The sequence below is a fragment of the Mycoplasma sp. 'Moose RK' genome, from assembly GCF_015708155.1.
Lineage (GTDB): Bacteria > Bacillota_I > Bacilli_A > Mycoplasmatales > Metamycoplasmataceae > Mesomycoplasma.
The window spans coordinates 442492-458833 of record NZ_JADDYD010000001.1 but is presented as its reverse complement, the minus strand read 5'-3'; the positions used below and the strand labels follow the sequence as shown (position 1 = coordinate 458833).

The following is a 16342-nucleotide window of genomic DNA, read 5'->3' as shown; positions in this document are numbered from 1 at the left end:
ATTTTAGATTTATACTAATAAGAAATTGTTATTAATCTACTTTACTTTATCTTCTTTTAGTTAATGTTTGAAATGTTTTAAAATCCAATTCTAGAAATTTCATAATCCGCAATTCATCAATGGCATCAAGCAAGGCGTTATGCGTTTCAACATAATGTTCATCTTTGCAAACCATCCTGTACATATCTTCTACACCACAACCTTTTTTCAAATTACCATTCTTATATGTTTGTGCATTTGATGGGATATGTTTGTTAAATTTCTTACTTTTGGCAGCTAAAAAAATATCAATGTGTTTGAATAAATTGTGTAATTCAGGTAAAAATGTAAAAGCAAAATTCGTATATGAAAACCAATTTTCTACATTGTAATAATTCAAAAATTTAATTAATTGATTAATCATTGCCTTATGAGTTTGAATTCGAATAGTTTCATTTTTAAATTCAGCAGGGAGAGGTGCTAAAATACTATCACTATACATTGCACCATCTAATAAATTATTTATTAGTATTCAATACTTTTTATCAACTAAATTAAAATTAGTGCTATCAGCAATTACAACTCCAACAGAAAAAATTTTATTTTTATAGTTTGTCTTTATGTTGATTACAGCAAATTTTTGATTCAAATTAGCAATTTGTTGATCTTTAATTGTTTCGATATGAGTCCTAACATTTTTGAAAATTTGAATTGGATTATTTTTCCTTTTAGTTAATGTTTGAAATGTTTTAAAATCCAATTCTAGAAATTTCATAATCCGCAATTCATCAATGGCATCAAGCAAGGCATTATGTGTTTCAACATAATGTTCATCCTTACTAACCATTCTGTACATATGTTCTACATTTCAACCTTTTTTCAAATTACCGTTTTTGCTTGTTTCTGCATTTGATGGGATATGTTTGTTAAATTTCTTGCTTTTGGCAGCTAAAGAAATATCATTGTATTTGAATAAATTGTGTAATTCAGGCAAATATTTAAAATCAAATTTCGTATATGAAAACCAATCTTCTACATTGTAATAATTCAAAAATTTAATTAATTGATTAATCATTGCTTTATGAGTTTGAATTCGAATAGTTTCATTTTTAAATTCAGCAGGAAGTGGCGCTAAAATTTTATGCTTATACATTCCGCCAACTAGTAAATTATTTTCTAAAATTCAATACCTTTTATCAACTAAATTAAAATTAGTGCTATCAGCAATTACAACTCCAACAGAAAAAATTTGATTTTCATAGTTTGTCTCTATATCGATTACAGCAAATTTTTGATTCAAATTAGCAATTTGTTGATCCTTAATTGTCTTCATTTTCATTTTCATAATACCCTTTAGTGATTGTTTGTGCAAGTTTAGTTCTAAAATCTTCTCGATTTTTAATTTTAATTTGATACATTTTGTTATTTCTAATATTCCATAATATTCCTGTGTCCAAATTTAAGGCTAACATATATGAAGCGGTTTGCAAAAAATGGGAATTTGTTAAATCGTTAACAAATTTTAGTTCATAAACTATATTATTTTTTACAACATCAGCTATACCTATAACATTCATTGTAAAATCGTTTGCTCCATTAGCAAAACATAATGAACAATTCGCTTGAACTGTTTCATTTTTACTAAGTACTTCTGACAATCTTTTATGCATTTTGTTAATAGCATTATCATCAATAAAATCAGGAAACGCTTGCGTAATGTATCTTTCTTGACGTGTGTCTAAATAAACTTTAAATAGCGTTAAATCTTTTATTGATTTTCTTTCTTTAATAAAATTTTTATATTTTTCTGAAATAAAATTTTTATATTTTTCTGAAAAATATCCATTTTCAATTGTTTTGATTGAAAGCTTAATTTCATTTTCAATTTGAAAATCATTGAAATAAGATGCTTCAAGAAAGATTCCAATACACGGTGCAAGATTAATTAAGAAGTCGTTTGTTTTTACTTTTATTTCGCTTTTATCTTCTGTATAAATTTCTTTTACATCAAGCATTTGACGCATATTCTCAATATCATCATCATATTTATGATCAAACATTGTGGACATTGAATATAATTTTGAGATTTTTGAACTTTTATCTCCATTTTTGAGAGTATTCTCATCTAATAATATTTTTTTGTCTTGTGTTACGAAGATTATTTTTTCTTTTCCTCTGCTTGCTGCTACACAAAATATATTTCTTAGAATTTCATAATTTGTTTCATTTTTTCCTAAACGCATTTCTCAATAACTTAGTTCAAAACTAAAAATAACACAAATAGGTCTTTCCAATCCTTTTGAACTATCATATGTTGTAAAAATAGCCGAATTTTTTTTTGGATTTAAATTTCTTTCATCATCTTTTATAGATGCATAAACAGTTCTTTTATTAAAAATTTTATTATGATTTTCTTCAAGGTAATTTAATGTATCTGATATTTCCCAGCGCGCACCCAAGCATAATATATCAGAAGGTTTTTGTCTAGACAGAAATTCATTAACCTCGTCAGGTTTCATATATTGGATTTGACAATTTTCATTAACGCCATTAATTTCTTTTTTTCAAATTCTACCCAACATACTAGCATGTTCTTTAGGCATTCTAAAAGAAAGTGTTAAATAAGCGTTTTTGTATGATTCTAAAAATTTATCAATAAAATCTTTAACATTTAATCTTGTGTTATCATAAATTTTTTGCTCCATATCGCCAACGGCAACGATTTGGATCTTAGGATTCTCTCTTTTTATTCTTTCTAATAATCTAGATATTTCATCCGTGATGTCTTGATACTCATCAAGCAATAATACATCATAAATCCCAACAGGTATATCGGTAGTTAAAAATATTTTAATTGCGTCCGCGGAAGAGGAAATAACACCTTCTTTTATTAATAATCAATATGAAAATCCATGATAATTTTGTACAAAAACATTTTTGTTTATGATTTTACTTTTAGCATCAACTTTTAATAATCTATTGTAAGTTAAATATAAAATCTTTTTATCAAGAGGAAATTCATTACACAAAGCTTGAATCACTGTTGTTTTCCCGCTCCCAATACAGGCATCAACTAGAATATTTTCTCCCTTTAATGCTAAATTAATTACATTTTGTTGTTCTTCTGTAAGATCATGAAATGTAAAATTAGTTTTTTTTTTTTTTTATATCCATAATTACCTCATTTATTGAGAACGACTTTAAATAATTATACATAAGTTTGTCTTAATTAAAGGTTTTTTTTATTTTAGTTAAAAATTGTTTGTCATTGTGATTCGTTATTATTTTCTTTAATTATTAGTATGAGTTTTTAGTACGCGCTTTTAAATTTAAACAAAATTTTTGAAAATCTGATAAATTTTTGTGAGCTATTAAATCTTTCAAAACTAATTTAACTAATAAATTAGCAGAAAAAACTCAAATAATTATTTTTTCCTATGATTTTACGACAAACTCTTTTTTATTTTTAATTATGATTTATTTTGACACACCTTTCTTGTTGTGTCTGAAATTAATATACTAATTTAAATTACTATTTTTTACAACAAGTTTTTTTAACCAAAGTATCCAGTGATCTTTGGATTTTCAAACGAATAATTTTTTTTCAAGTCTGACCTTTGTACTTTAGCGACCATTTAATTTGGTTTTGAAAAATTTTATTATTATAATAGCCACTATAAGGAATTATGAGCGAATTTGGTAAATGATTTTTGCAAATAATTATATTGACTTTTTTTTAACAAGTTCATTAATTAGCGGAATTGTAATAGTTGTTCTGTCATTTTCAAAAATAACAACGTCTACTGTGTTAATTGGAATTACAAATTTTTCAATATCACGTTTAATGATAATGTTATCAAGAAAAAGTTGAACATAATCTGATTGGTTAATTTCAATAATTTTTTTCATGTTTTTCGTTTTGTAAAATAATTTTGTTATACAATAAAATTTCTTGATCACAGATTATTAAGACTAATTTTTCTCTAAAAATTTTAATTTTTGATTGTTGTTTCCTAAATTTTTTTCAGTTTTTGTCATAATTCTGACAAGGAAAAACTAAAAAAAAAAAAAAAACCTGCCAAAATGGCAGGAGTTTCGGCACTGCATATAACAGGCCTTATTTTTGTGCGACAATTTCTTATTAGAGTAAAACATTAATTAATTGTGCAAAATTAATTATACACTAAAAATTATAAAAAATTAAAAAATTTTTTTTTATAATTAAGATAATTATGGAAAATAGTAGAGACATTTTAGTACAAAATACACACACAGAGAAAGAAAGAAAGAAAGAAAGAAAGAAAGAAAGAAAGAAAGAAAGAAAGACGAATTTGCTCTTCAATTAGAATTTTATAAAAAATATCTATTTGACAGATAAAGTTAAAATCAAATATATCAAGATAATTGAATCTGAAAGGATCAAACCGTAATTTTACATTTTGTAGAAAAATACAGTAAAATTTCTAAAAGTAAATCAAAAAAACAAAAACACACAAGAAATCAATTCATTTGCTGAATGATATAACAATTCAAATATTTAGGTTTGTTATATTATTATAAAAACCAAAATTTTTATATAAAGAAGATTAAATCTTCAGATCTTTTTAAAAAGATTTTTTTAAAAAGATAGATGATAGAAAAACTCTCACAAAAATTGTTAGATAAAAATAATTATCTGATTTTTTGCACTAATTTACATTGATTTTTTGTTTTTGATCACTGAATTGAACAAAAAAGTAGGAAAATTTGGGAAATATATTATTTTTATTTGAAAATTTGTTTTTTATATTATAATTTAGTCATATTTTGTTCTTTTGTTTTGTATTTAAAAAGATATTTTTCTTGTTTAATCTTTTTAAATAAATATTTTAGTTTAGAGCCTTAAATTCAGAATTGTCTTTTAATACTTCCAATCCTTCACAAGTAAGGGAAAAAAATGCAAAATTATCATAGTTTGATCACAGAAATTGCAAATAAAATTGCTGAATGACTTTCAAATCAAGGTTATTATCGTGTTATTGAATCAGAAATTACTAGTTTTCAAGAAAATTTCTTCAGTTTAAACATGGACTCAAATCACCCGGCCGCTGAACCATGGCAAAGTCTTGTTTTCAACCATTCTAGTTTGCTGCGAACACATAACACTGGAATTTCATTCAGAGAACTCGCATCCTCACCAAATAAAAATTTTGCTTTTTTTTCTTATGGTAAAGTTTTTCGAAATGATGCTGAAGACCAAACCCATACCCATCAATTTAATCAATTAGATTTAATTGCAACTGGGGATTTCGCTGCTGGCAATTTAATTGCAACAATTCGTGCATTGCTTACCCATGTTTTTGATAAAGACATGGAAATTCGCTTTCGGCCATCTTATTTTCCTTTCACCCAACCCTCATTTGAAGTTGATATTTTTTTCAACGACCAATGAATTGAAGTTCTAGGATGTGGTATTTTACACCCGAAAGTGATGCAAAACGCTGGATTTACTGATTATAAAATCCGTGCATTAGCTGCTGGGATTGGTCTTGAGCGAATTGCAATGATCAAATACCAAATTAATGATATTCGTGAGTTTTATAAAAATGATTTACGTTTTTTAAAACAATTTAATTAAAAAAATACAGGAGAAAAGTGCTTTTTTCATTATTACGACTTAAAAAACTTGCGAATTTAACTAATTTTAGTGATGAAATCGTTATTCAAAGTCTGATTAACCTTGGCTTTGAGGTTGATAGTATCCGTGAATTGAACTACATAGATGGAATTCGCTTTGGATTAATTTTAGAGGTTGAAAAAAACCCTAATGCCGACAATCTTCTTGTCTGTAAGATTCAATTTGCTGACCGCATTAGAACAATTCAAACTCGAGCACAAAATATTATTCCCAACAAACAAGTTTTAGCTTTTGTTCCTGGCTCAATAAACAAAGATATTATTTTTGAAAGCAAAATGCTACGAGGGTTACCATCAGAAGGTATGCTAATTTCGCTAAGTGAGCTTGGTTTTGATCAAAAATTACTTGAAAACGAAGAATCCCAAGGAATTTTTCTTTTTGAACCAATTTTTGATCTTGATCTTGATCCGCTTGTAACATTAGAATTAAAAGACAAAATTCTTGACATTAAATTATTATGAAATCGTCCTGATGCTAATTCCTATTTAGTAATTGCCATGGAACTTGCAGCTTATTTTTCAACCAAATTTAACTTTAATAGCTGACAAATTAGTGGAAATTTTTCGCAAAAACTCGAAGTTGAAAGTGAATTTCCATTACAAATTAGCGCCCTTGAAATTGAAAAGGCACCAAAAATTTCGCTTGCTGACCAATTTTTACTCCTAAAATCTGGAATTAGCATCAAAAATGATCCCCGAGATTTTGCAAATTTTGTCCTAATTTACACAGGTCAGCCTTGCTTTTTGGTCCCAACAAACAAGTTGCCTAAAAAAATTAGAGTTATTTATGAAATAAATAACGATGAAAAAAATGCAAAAAAAGTTCCTGTTTTCAAGTTATTTTTTGATGACAATCAAGTTTTAATTCCTGAGGTTTTAGAACCAAAAGTTCTTGAAAATCAGCCACTTTTGTTAATTTTGCCAAAATTTGACTTAGTTAAAATTCGCCAAAGTTTTCAAAAATTGAAAATTAATACACCTACTGCAAAACAACTTGCAAGAAATTATAGCATTGGAACAACTTTACTTGCTTTCAAATTTTTGAATCTTTTTTTAAAAAACCAAGAAATTAATTTTTCAAAACCAATTAATTTTGATGAAAATTTGTTCCAAAATCAACAAAAAATTCACTTTAATTTTAAGGAAATTAATCAACTTTTGGGACTCAAATTAGTTCCAGATCGCCTTCAAAAAACTAATTTAGCGCTCTTGAAAATTGGTTATAATTTTTTAGAGAACCAGTTTTTGCCTCCTTTTTACCGTGTTGATATTGAATTTCTTGCTGATTTAGCAGCAGATTTTTTAAGATTTTATGGTCTTGATTCCTTTGAAGAAAATTTACCGCAAATTTCTTCAAGAAAAATTGTAAAGGAGTCTAATTTACCAATTAAACTCCAAGCTTTTGGTTTTTTTGAAGCCAACACATACTTGTTGGTGCCAAAATCAGAGAGTTTCAACCCTTTTGATCTTAAATCTCCTAAACTAATTACTTTTTCCTCGCATGAGCATGTTAAAGTTCGTTATTCACTTGCTTTTCAGTTGTCCAAAGCATTGATTTACAATGTTAAACGTAAAATGGTAGATGTCAATTTCTTTGAAATTGGTTCAGTTGCTGAGTGAAATCAATCACTTGCACTTGCATCAACTGATTTTGGCCTTGAAGAATTAAAACAAAAATTAAAAAACCTTTTCCCTTTTGAATTTGATTTTATTCCAGCAAATTCTGAATTTTTTGAACCAAAACAGGCACAATTTATTTATTTAAAGGGAGTTTTGGTTGGCTGAGTTGGCAAAATTAATACTAAATTTTGCCAACTCAAACAAGCAAATTTTCTTGAATTATTAATGTCGCGAATTGATTTTAATGAAAAAAGACAAAAAAAATTTACGCCTTATGAAAATGCCCAATTAAAATTTCGCGACATTACAATTTCGCTTGATTTAAATGATATTCCTGACCGTTTTGTCAGGCAAATTGAAAAAATTCCCGGAATTTTTTCTGTAAAACAAAAAGATTATGTTATAATTAATGAAAAACAAAAAATAACTTATCGCATAACTGGTAGTGATCAAGCTTGTGATGTTGTTGATGTTTTGTATAATCGTTAATTTTTAATTTTGGTTTAAAAAACTAAAAAAGAAAGGAAAAAAATGGCTATAGTTCCGAAGCGCAAAACTTCTAAGCAACGCAAGCATAAACGTCGTACTCATGACTTACTTGTAGTTCCAAATTTAGTTGATTGCAAAAATTGTTTTAACAAGTATCAGCAACACCATGTTTGCCAGTTTTGCGGATTTTACAAAAATCGTCGTGTTGTTGCATTCAAGGCAATTAATGACAATAAATAAAAATTTTTTGTTTTTTAAAAAATTTTTATTTAAGCATTTTTAGTGTATAATATATATTGCCTTCCTTTTTTTGCCGATTTAGCTCAGAGGCAGAGCAGCTGGCTGTTAACCAGTTGGTCGCAGGTTCGATCCCCGCAATCGGCGCCATTTTGGCCCGTTGGTGAAGCGGTTAACACACATGGTTTTCATTCATGGATGCACGGGTTCGAACCCCGTACGGGTCACCATTTTATTTTGGAAGATTAGCTCAGTTGGGAGAGCAACGCCCTTACAAGGCGAAGGTCAGGGGTTCAAGTCCCTTATCTTCCACCATTTTGCCACTTTAGCTCAGCAGGCCAGAGCAGTCGCCTTGTAAGCGAAAGGTCGTAGGTTCGATTCCTATAAGTGGCACCAGTTTACCTTGCAAATTTGCGCGAGTGGTGAAATGGCAGACACGCTAGATTTAGGCTCTAGTGCCTTCGGGTGTAAGGGTTCAAGTCCCTTCTTGCGCACCAGGTTCTTGATCAACTTTGTGTTGATTTTTTTTTTTTTTTTTAAAATCTTTAAAAAATGATTATCCTTTTATATAAGCCAAAAAATGTTAGTTCAGCGACTTTCATTCGTAATTGAGCAAGAGAGAATTTCCACAAAAAAGCTGGACACGCTGGCACTCTTGACCCATTGGCATCTGGGCTTTTGCTAGTTGCAACCGACGAGGATACAAAATTGTTATCCTACCTTGATGCTGATTTTAAAACTTATTTGGCGAAGGTTCAATTTGGATTTTATTCTGACAGTTTTGATGCCGGCAGTGAAATTTTTGCTGTTAAAAATCCAAAAATTATTGAAAAAAAGGATTTATTAACTGCTCTTGAAAATTTAGCTAATCAAAGAAGTCAAATTCCACCCATTTTTTCAGCAAAAAAACTAGCAGGAAAGCCAGCTTACAAATTTGCTCGTGAAAACAAAACTGTTTATCTAAAGCCGATTAACATCGAAATTAATCATTGAGAATTGGCTAATTTCGATGTTAAATCTCAACTTGCAACAATAAAGTGGCATGTTTCACGGGGAACCTACATTCGAACTCTAGCTGATGACCTAGGAAAAATGTTGGAAAACCGGGCTTATTTAAAGGAATTAGAGCGGGTTAAAATCGGAAAATTTGATCTTGATTCTTGTAATTTCCCCCTTGATGCAAAAAATTTGCTAAATTATGATTCCGTTAGTCTCACTTTTGCGCAACTTCAACTGCTAAGTCAAGGGAAAAAGGTTGATTTTTTTGCCAAAAATAATGATTTTATTGCACTTGTTTTTCAAGATGATGTGATTGGTTTTGGCAAAATTGATCAAAACAAGTTAATTTCCAAGCGACTTTTTGGCAAAAAAATTGCCAAATTTTTAAAAAAATTAGAATAAAAATTTAAAAACAATGAACAAATTTAAACTTTTTGCGACTGACATTGACAATACAATTGTTGAGCATGGAGGCGAACATTTTCCTGCAAAAATTCAGTTTTTGTTTGACAAATTAAAAGCAAAAAATGTCATTAGCACTTTCGTCACAGGTCGAGATTTTATAACAATTGGTCAGTTATTCAATGCAAAAAATGTTGATTTTTTCATTGGCGCCAATGGTGCTTTTATTTATGATTTTTCCAGAAAATCAATAATTTGGGAAAAATCAATCCAAATTATTGATTTATTACAAGTTGTTGAATTCTTCGACTCCCGCAAAACCCCTTATATAATTATGGATAGAAACTGGATTTACACCTCAAATCATCATCCTGATACCCTGTCTGGTTTTCTAAAGTCATTTTATAAGAAAGTAAAACCACTTTCTGAGTGTAATTTTCAAGAAAAATTCCATATTTTTACTGTTGTTGACAATCAGGACTCAAAATCTTTCCTTCAAAGTGAATTTGAAAAGTTTATTTTGGATGAAAACCTTGAGGTTTCAGTTAGTTCACGTTGGTCATTAGGTTTTTTTGTTGTTGCCAAAAACGTAAGCAAATTAACCACTTTGCAGGTTTTAGCAAAAATGCACCAAATCAAAAATGAGGAAATTATTGCTTTTGGCGATTCACACAATGACACCGAAATGGTTGCAAATGTTGGTTACGGCGTCGCGATGGCCAACGCAATTCCTGAAGTAAAAAAAGTTGCCAAGGATTTTGCACTCACAGTTAGGCAATTTGGCGTTTATCACAAAGCCAAGGAATTGAAAATTATTGACTAGGATGACTCAGGTTTATTTTTACCCGTTGGAAAAACCAGTTTTTAAAAATGCAGTTTTCATTTTAGGTAGTTTCGAAGCTTTTCATCTTGGGCACCAAGAATTACTGAAAATTGCCCGAAAATTAACATCAGAAGTTGTTTTGATGTTAATCATGAATCCACAAAAATTACCAAAATCTCAAGGTAAAAATTTTACTGACCTTGCAGCACGTGTACAAATGGTTGCAAATGTTGGAATCAAAAAAATTTTAATAATTGATTTTGATCAAGATCTTCGGCAACTTAGCGGCAAAATATTTGTTGAAAAACTAATTAGTTACGGCGGAAATTTTTTTGTTGTCGGCAAAAACTTTGTTTTTGGCAACAATGGTGATTATAATGCTCGAAAATTACAAAATTTTTGGCCAAATACAAAAATTGTTGATCTTCTTTTTGACAAAAATGGCAACAAATTTTCTACTTCGCAACTAAAATTGTTACTAGAATTTGGTGATTTTGCAAATTTAAATCAAATTCTAGTTGGAAATTTTCTTGTTTCCATAAAACCAAACGCCCAAGGGCAGTTTTCCTGAAACCCAGATTTGATTTTGCCACCTGCCGGATTTTATCTAGGTTATTTTATTGAAGTTGAAAAAGATCAAAAATTTCCTGTGATTTTGCAAATTGAATTTGCAAAATCAACATGTCAACTTCATTTTTTTGAGCAAATAGTTTTAAAAAAAGGATTTTTAGAAATTGCTTTGCAGATCCGATATGTTTACACAAGACAAAGTGATAAACTCAATAATGACGATATTGAAAAAGCTCATATTTTTTTCAATAATAATAAAATGGAAATAAATAACTAAATTAGTATATTCATTTCAGACACATCAAGAAAGTGTGTCTGAAATGAAACAATATAAATTCATAGTTTAACAGAAAATTAAGTAATCTAAATTGCTGAATTTCAAGGAATAAAACTACAATTTTGCATGTTTATGGAAATAATTTAATACGAAATTGACAACAAAAGCTTTTCAATAATGCTATGAAAATTCTAATAAGCGCCTGTGGAAAAGTAAATCTTCTCGTAGACTAAGAAAGAAATACACAATTAACGATTTTTTTGAAAATAACCATCGAATTTATCAAGAAATAATGGAAAATGTTTTCAGAAGATATGGGATTGATCCTGCGATAGTTATTGAAGAATTTAAAAAACAAAAACAGAAAGCTTTATGCGATTTTATAGCGAGAATTAATTAATATTGAAGGTCAATTTTGAAAATATAACTGTTGCCTATCAAAAAATAAAGTCATTTACTAAAGACATAACAACTCAAGACTTCAAATTAATTTAACTCATATAAAACTCCAGGTTTTTATATGAGTTAAATTAATTCTTCAGAATTTTTTAAAAATCATTAAAAAACTAATTGTCTGAATTTTTTCTACTAATTTATTTTTTCAAAGTTTTTTTTTTTTTTAGGCATTTTTTTTGTTATAATTACATTTAGAAATTTGACTTAATTGAAAATTTAGTCAAATTTTAAATTTACAACCATCTTTTGTGTTAACATACTTTTATATTTTTTCTCTTTAATTTTTTAAAAAAGAGGAAGTAGAATAGGCTAATTTTGTTACAAATTAGAACTAATATTTTTAAATTAAACTTTTATTTTAGATTTTTATTTAGACTGAGTCTTAAAAAGAAAGCGATCTATGTTTTCATGTTGTTTGCATTTCTTGCAACATTCATGATGGCTTTAATTACAAGGTTTTATGCAACTGATAAGACTTTTAGTCTATTTTCATTTATTAACCTTTTTATAAATTTATCGCTAACGATCATCATTGCTTCATACATGTTTTTGTCAATTTTCAAAGATCTAAGCGCTCAAAGTGTTGATATTATTACCTTCACAAAACCCTATTCCAGGCAATATTTTATTGCAACAAAAATTCTTTTTTTAATTTGCTTTGGGGCATTTTGGTCATTCTTTCTTTGAATTTTATTGACACTTTTTTACCTAATAAATTATCAATATTTTAACCAGGTGAATAAACTTTTTCTTTGGGGTTTCATTTCACCTTTTTTTTCTTTTGTAATTTTTGGAACAATTACAGCATTAATTAGTTACAAATTTAGTTCCAAATTATCCCTTTCAATTACAATTTTTGCATTTTCACCCTTGATTTTGATTGGTTCTTCTTCAGCATTCAGTTCAACTTCACCTATCAATAGATTTGCAGAAATTTTGAACTTAGAACACGAGGGCTATGATTCAAAAACGATTGCTGATGTTGAAAAATTTTACTTAAATGATAAAAAAGATCGTTTTTTTATCATTCCAAAACAAGTTGACAATCCAAATTTTACTGAACGACAAATAAAATATTTGCAAAGCGCTTGAAATGACAGCACCGCTGCTGCGCAAGTTTGGCAAGCTGCTTCATATTTGCTAATTCCTTACCAACTTATTAATATTTTTGAAAAAAATGACCGTGATGCAATTGAAAATGCGGTCGCAAATAAGCCAAACTTTTTGCAACCTTATATTTACAACAACAATTTGGCTTCAAAAGGAAAAAGTTACATTTTATCGCCGAATTCTGGGCTTAAAAAGTTCAAATTATCCTCTGGAAAAAGTGTTTTTTTGGTTCCAGGCGCACTCAAAAATGACTCTCATTTTAGCAATCTTGAAAACCGTGAAATAATTTATGCCAATACCAATGCTGGAAATTTCAACATTTTATTACCACAGGATTCACAAACTTTTGGTCTTTCCTCAGATCTTGTTGGAAAATTACGATGAAATTTTATTAAGGAAATTTTGTTGTCACAAAAATTTAATGATTTTGCAATAAATTTCTTTAGTAAATTGCCAAAAGAAATCGATCAAAAAATAATTTTAGGGAAGATTTCCGAGGCAATTTCAACTAATAAGGAACTTTTGGAAATAGACGATGAAACTACAACTGTTTTCCAAAAAAATGTTCATTCAAGCAAAATCGCCAATGAAACACAACGAAAAATTTATCTTGCTGCTGCGCTAATTTACTGAATTTACTTTAACAAGCAGGATGAAAAAATACTTGATGCACTTCTTAAAAATGAAAAAAATAACTATGATCCCGCTGCTTTTTTTGTCCAAATTGACAAACAAAACTACCAAATTGGCGGTTTTTCTAGTTTCAACCCTGAACAAAGAGTTGTCAATGAAAAAGTTATTAATCGTTTTAATTTAACTAAAAGTAATAACTTTTTATTTCAACCTGCTTTGCAAATTATGGAAGTCAAAGAAAATTATCAAGTGGTCAAAAAGTGGCTTTATCCTTTGATTTGACTAAGTTTTAGTGCAATTTTGCTATATCTTACATTCAGATTTTATTCAAGAAGGGATTATTTGTAAAATGGACAAAAAAGTAATTCTTGAAGTTGAAAAGTTAACAAAAATTTACCCAAAATCAAAAAGTGGTATCAAAAACGTTAATTTTAAGGTTTATGAAAACGAAATTCATGCCTTTATTGGCGAAAATGGCGCCGGAAAAACAACCATAATTAAGTGCATTGTTGATGCATATAGACACTTTTCAGGCAAAATTTTGATCAATAATTTTGCAAGTATTATGCCTGAAGCCAAAAATATTATCGGCTATGTTCCGGAAAATTCGATTTTTCCCCGTGAATTCACAAGCTTTGAATTTCTCTATGAATTTGGACTCATGTCCGGAATTAGCGCTAAAAATGTTACTAAAAAAATTGATTACTATTTTCAATTTCTCAAAATTGAAAATCTTCGCGATCTCAAACCAAGCAATTTTTCCTCTGGACAAAAAAGAAAAATTATGCTGATGCAATCACTGATACACGATCCAAAATTAATTATTTTGGATGAACCTTTTTCTAATTTGGATCCAACAGCAAGAGCTGAATTTCTTTATATTGTCAAAAAACTGAAAAATGATGGCAAAACTATCTTTTTGTCAAGTCATAATCTCAGTGAAATTGACTCAATTATTGATAGCTTAACTCTAATTCACAAGGGGAAAATTTATTATTCTGGTCCCAAAACTGAAAATTTATTATCAATGTATAAAAAATATATTTTAGAAAATCAACAGGGTTAAAATATGCCTAAAAAAATTATTTTAGCAACAATTTTGAGTACAACAGGACTTTTTTTGGCATCTTGCTCTTCAATTTATCAATTTTATAAATTTGAAAATAAACAAGAAAATAGGGAATTAGTCGAAAATCAGTCCATCCAGGATTTGTTAGATTCAGTTTTCAGTGGTGACAAAACAACAAAAAATAACTACATAATTAACCAAAATTCACTTGATCCTGGAAAAGTTAGTGCTGAATTAAAATATTCTTTAGTATTTTCACGACCATATTTTATCTCATCGTTTTATGATGAATACCAACAAACAAGACAAAATTCAAATTTCACTATTCATTCCTATTTGGCAAAAAATTGGTTGTTTTTGTTGTCTCACATTGACAAATTAGGTTTTATTTTTAACCCTTATCATTCAAGATTTGTAAAAAATCCCAATGAAATAAAGGTTGAAAAAGCACCACTAAAAAATATTAAAATTCTTGATAAAAATTTTGATTTTATCAAAATTGTCAAAAATTATGTTGCAGACAATGAAAATACCACTTACTATTTAATTTTTGAAAAAACTAAATTTATTAGATTTACTGTTGTAAAACATAAAAACACAATCAAAACAAAGTTGGACTACAATTTATTTGTACTTGACAAAGAGCCAGCTGACAAGTTTTTATTTGCAAGAAGTTTTGAAAACTGAATTGACAACAAGGAAAATGAGTATTTTGAAAAGGAACTTGCGCGACAAAAACAAGAATTAGAATATGATTTTGTTGAAAAAAGAGATGAAATTCAGCAAAAAATTAACCTTTTAGAAAATCCCGACATGGCTGAAGATGAGAATGAAGAAAATTTTTGCAGTCTTGAAAATATTGACAAATGTACTGAAGAACAAAAAAAGTTTTTGCTAAAAACCAACCGAGGTTCATCAAGTTTGCTTGCTTCAACCACTGCCTTTCAGGACAATTCTAACTCAAATAGTCTCAAAGATCTTCAAAATCAATTAAAAAACTTGGAGTCTCAGCACCAAGCTAATCTTAATAATTTGGAAAAAACTGTTAAAAATAAGTTATTAATGGAAAAAAATGATACTACAGCTTCTAATTTTTTTACCGACATCACAACAGACACAACTGGTTTTGAGTCACCTTTTCCGTTTCAAAAATACAGTTTAACTTCAATTGATTTGCAACAAACCACAAAAAATGAAGTAATTTTACCGCAAAAGCTAGCAAAAAAATCGTTTTATTTTTCAAAATATGAAAAATTTATTGACAAGAAACTGGATGTTCAAGCTCCTTTTGAAACTGAAGAAGAGTATAAAAATCGCCTCGTTTATGACACAATTTTTAATTTTATTTGACCAAATGATGAAAAAGCAAAAGTTGCTTTTCTAAATGAGTTTGAAAAAGCAGAAAATCTAAAGAAACTAGAAAATGAGTGAAAAAAGATTCAGGAAAACCTAAAAAAATCAAATAAAAGCGCTGAGTCACTTAATGAATACAAAAGTTTTGTTAACAAAAATTGATTTTTTATTCTAAAAAGACTTGGAAAAATGAATCTTCATTTTCACAATTGATTCTTGCTTCCTGACCAATTCAATACCGATGGTTCAATAAAAGTTGGTCATTCTGATGCCTTTAAACAAAGCATTCTGGAATTAGCGCCCCTAAATGACGATTTATTAATCACAGATAGCCTTCTTGAAGAAATTTCTGAGGGTGACACGACAAAATCCATCAGCAATTACAAAGATTTGTACATTTTAAAACAAAATGCGCTGATTAATTTAAAAGTTGACACTTCTTCACGAACACCAAAAGTCACTTTGAACCCGTTTGTACTCTATTTTCCGAAGTCAAAGCACAAAATCTCTGTCAAAATTTTAACTGAGATTTTTCACCAGGCACTTTATCATGCATCAAAAGAATCTTACTTTGATTTTGAAAAATCGCTTGTAAAAAAGTTTCGCTACAACAATCCAGCACAGATGATTTTTAAGGATAAATAGGAAA

General features: G+C 28.6%; 12 protein-coding genes and 5 tRNA genes. 14 read left to right on the top strand and 3 right to left on the bottom strand.

Going from position 1 to position 16342, the window contains the following annotated elements:
• Nucleotides 1-46: 46 nt before the first annotated feature.
• The 3 genes from IM807_RS01615 to IM807_RS01605 form a co-directional block, all read right to left on the bottom strand.
• Nucleotides 47-1312: a hypothetical protein gene (locus IM807_RS01615; protein ID WP_196362821.1), complete on the bottom strand. Its 1266-nt coding sequence runs from the start codon at nucleotides 1310-1312 to the stop codon at nucleotides 47-49.
• Nucleotides 1299-3086, bottom strand: coding sequence for an AAA family ATPase (locus IM807_RS04255; RefSeq protein WP_196363078.1), 1788 nt, complete (start codon nucleotides 3084-3086; stop codon nucleotides 1299-1301). Before IM807_RS04255 ends, IM807_RS01615 begins: the two co-directional genes overlap by 14 nt.
• A gap of 613 nt (nucleotides 3087-3699) precedes the next feature.
• A complete protein-coding gene (locus IM807_RS01605) occupies nucleotides 3700-3888 on the bottom strand; it encodes a hypothetical protein (protein ID WP_196362820.1) in 189 nt (62 codons plus the stop codon).
• Between the two features lie 1027 nt (nucleotides 3889-4915).
• On the opposite strand from IM807_RS01605, the gene IM807_RS01600 reads away from it, so the two are divergent.
• The 14 genes from IM807_RS01600 (at nucleotide 4916) to IM807_RS04250 (ending at nucleotide 16338) form a co-directional block, all read left to right on the top strand.
• The gene (locus IM807_RS01600; RefSeq protein ID WP_196362819.1) at nucleotides 4916-5596 is read left to right on the top strand and encodes a hypothetical protein; all 681 of its coding nucleotides are present in this window, start codon (nucleotides 4916-4918) and stop codon (nucleotides 5594-5596) included.
• 17 nt (nucleotides 5597-5613) lie between these two features.
• On the top strand, nucleotides 5614-7764 hold the full coding sequence (locus tag IM807_RS01595; RefSeq protein WP_196362818.1) for a phenylalanine--tRNA ligase subunit beta: 2151 nt from the start codon (nucleotides 5614-5616) through the stop codon (nucleotides 7762-7764).
• A 42-nt stretch (nucleotides 7765-7806) separates the two neighbouring features.
• A complete protein-coding gene (gene rpmF, locus IM807_RS01590; protein WP_196362817.1) occupies nucleotides 7807-8004 on the top strand; it encodes a 50S ribosomal protein L32 in 198 nt (65 codons plus the stop codon).
• Between the two features lie 72 nt (nucleotides 8005-8076).
• Nucleotides 8077-8151: transfer RNA gene (locus IM807_RS01585), tRNA-Asn, on the top strand.
• A gap of 4 nt (nucleotides 8152-8155) precedes the next feature.
• A tRNA-Glu gene (locus IM807_RS01580) sits at nucleotides 8156-8231 on the top strand.
• 9 nt (nucleotides 8232-8240) lie between these two features.
• A tRNA-Val gene (locus tag IM807_RS01575) sits at nucleotides 8241-8316 on the top strand.
• Between the two features lie 4 nt (nucleotides 8317-8320).
• Nucleotides 8321-8397: transfer RNA gene (locus IM807_RS01570), tRNA-Thr, on the top strand.
• A 17-nt stretch (nucleotides 8398-8414) separates the two neighbouring features.
• Nucleotides 8415-8498: transfer RNA gene (locus IM807_RS01565), tRNA-Leu, on the top strand.
• A gap of 55 nt (nucleotides 8499-8553) precedes the next feature.
• Complete coding sequence (gene truB, locus IM807_RS01560) at nucleotides 8554-9402, top strand: tRNA pseudouridine(55) synthase TruB (RefSeq protein WP_196362816.1); 849 nt, start codon at nucleotides 8554-8556, stop codon at nucleotides 9400-9402.
• A 13-nt stretch (nucleotides 9403-9415) separates the two neighbouring features.
• The gene (locus tag IM807_RS01555; protein WP_196362815.1) at nucleotides 9416-10225 is read left to right on the top strand and encodes a YcsE-related riboflavin metabolism phosphatase; all 810 of its coding nucleotides are present in this window, start codon (nucleotides 9416-9418) and stop codon (nucleotides 10223-10225) included.
• A 1-nt stretch (nucleotide 10226) separates the two neighbouring features.
• Nucleotides 10227-11072 carry an FAD synthase gene (locus tag IM807_RS01550; RefSeq protein ID WP_196362814.1) on the top strand — a complete coding sequence of 282 codons (846 nt, stop codon included), beginning with the start codon at nucleotides 10227-10229 and terminating at the stop codon, nucleotides 11070-11072.
• An 864-nt stretch (nucleotides 11073-11936) separates the two neighbouring features.
• Nucleotides 11937-13619, top strand: coding sequence for an ABC transporter permease (locus IM807_RS01545; protein ID WP_230861158.1), 1683 nt, complete (start codon nucleotides 11937-11939; stop codon nucleotides 13617-13619).
• A 1-nt stretch (nucleotide 13620) separates the two neighbouring features.
• Nucleotides 13621-14337: an ABC transporter ATP-binding protein gene (locus IM807_RS01540; RefSeq protein ID WP_196362813.1), complete on the top strand. Its 717-nt coding sequence runs from the start codon at nucleotides 13621-13623 to the stop codon at nucleotides 14335-14337.
• Nucleotides 14338-14340: 3 nt separating this feature from the next.
• On the top strand, nucleotides 14341-16338 hold the full coding sequence (locus IM807_RS04250) for an aromatic motif membrane protein (RefSeq protein WP_196362812.1): 1998 nt from the start codon (nucleotides 14341-14343) through the stop codon (nucleotides 16336-16338).
• Nucleotides 16339-16342: the final 4 nt, after the last annotated feature.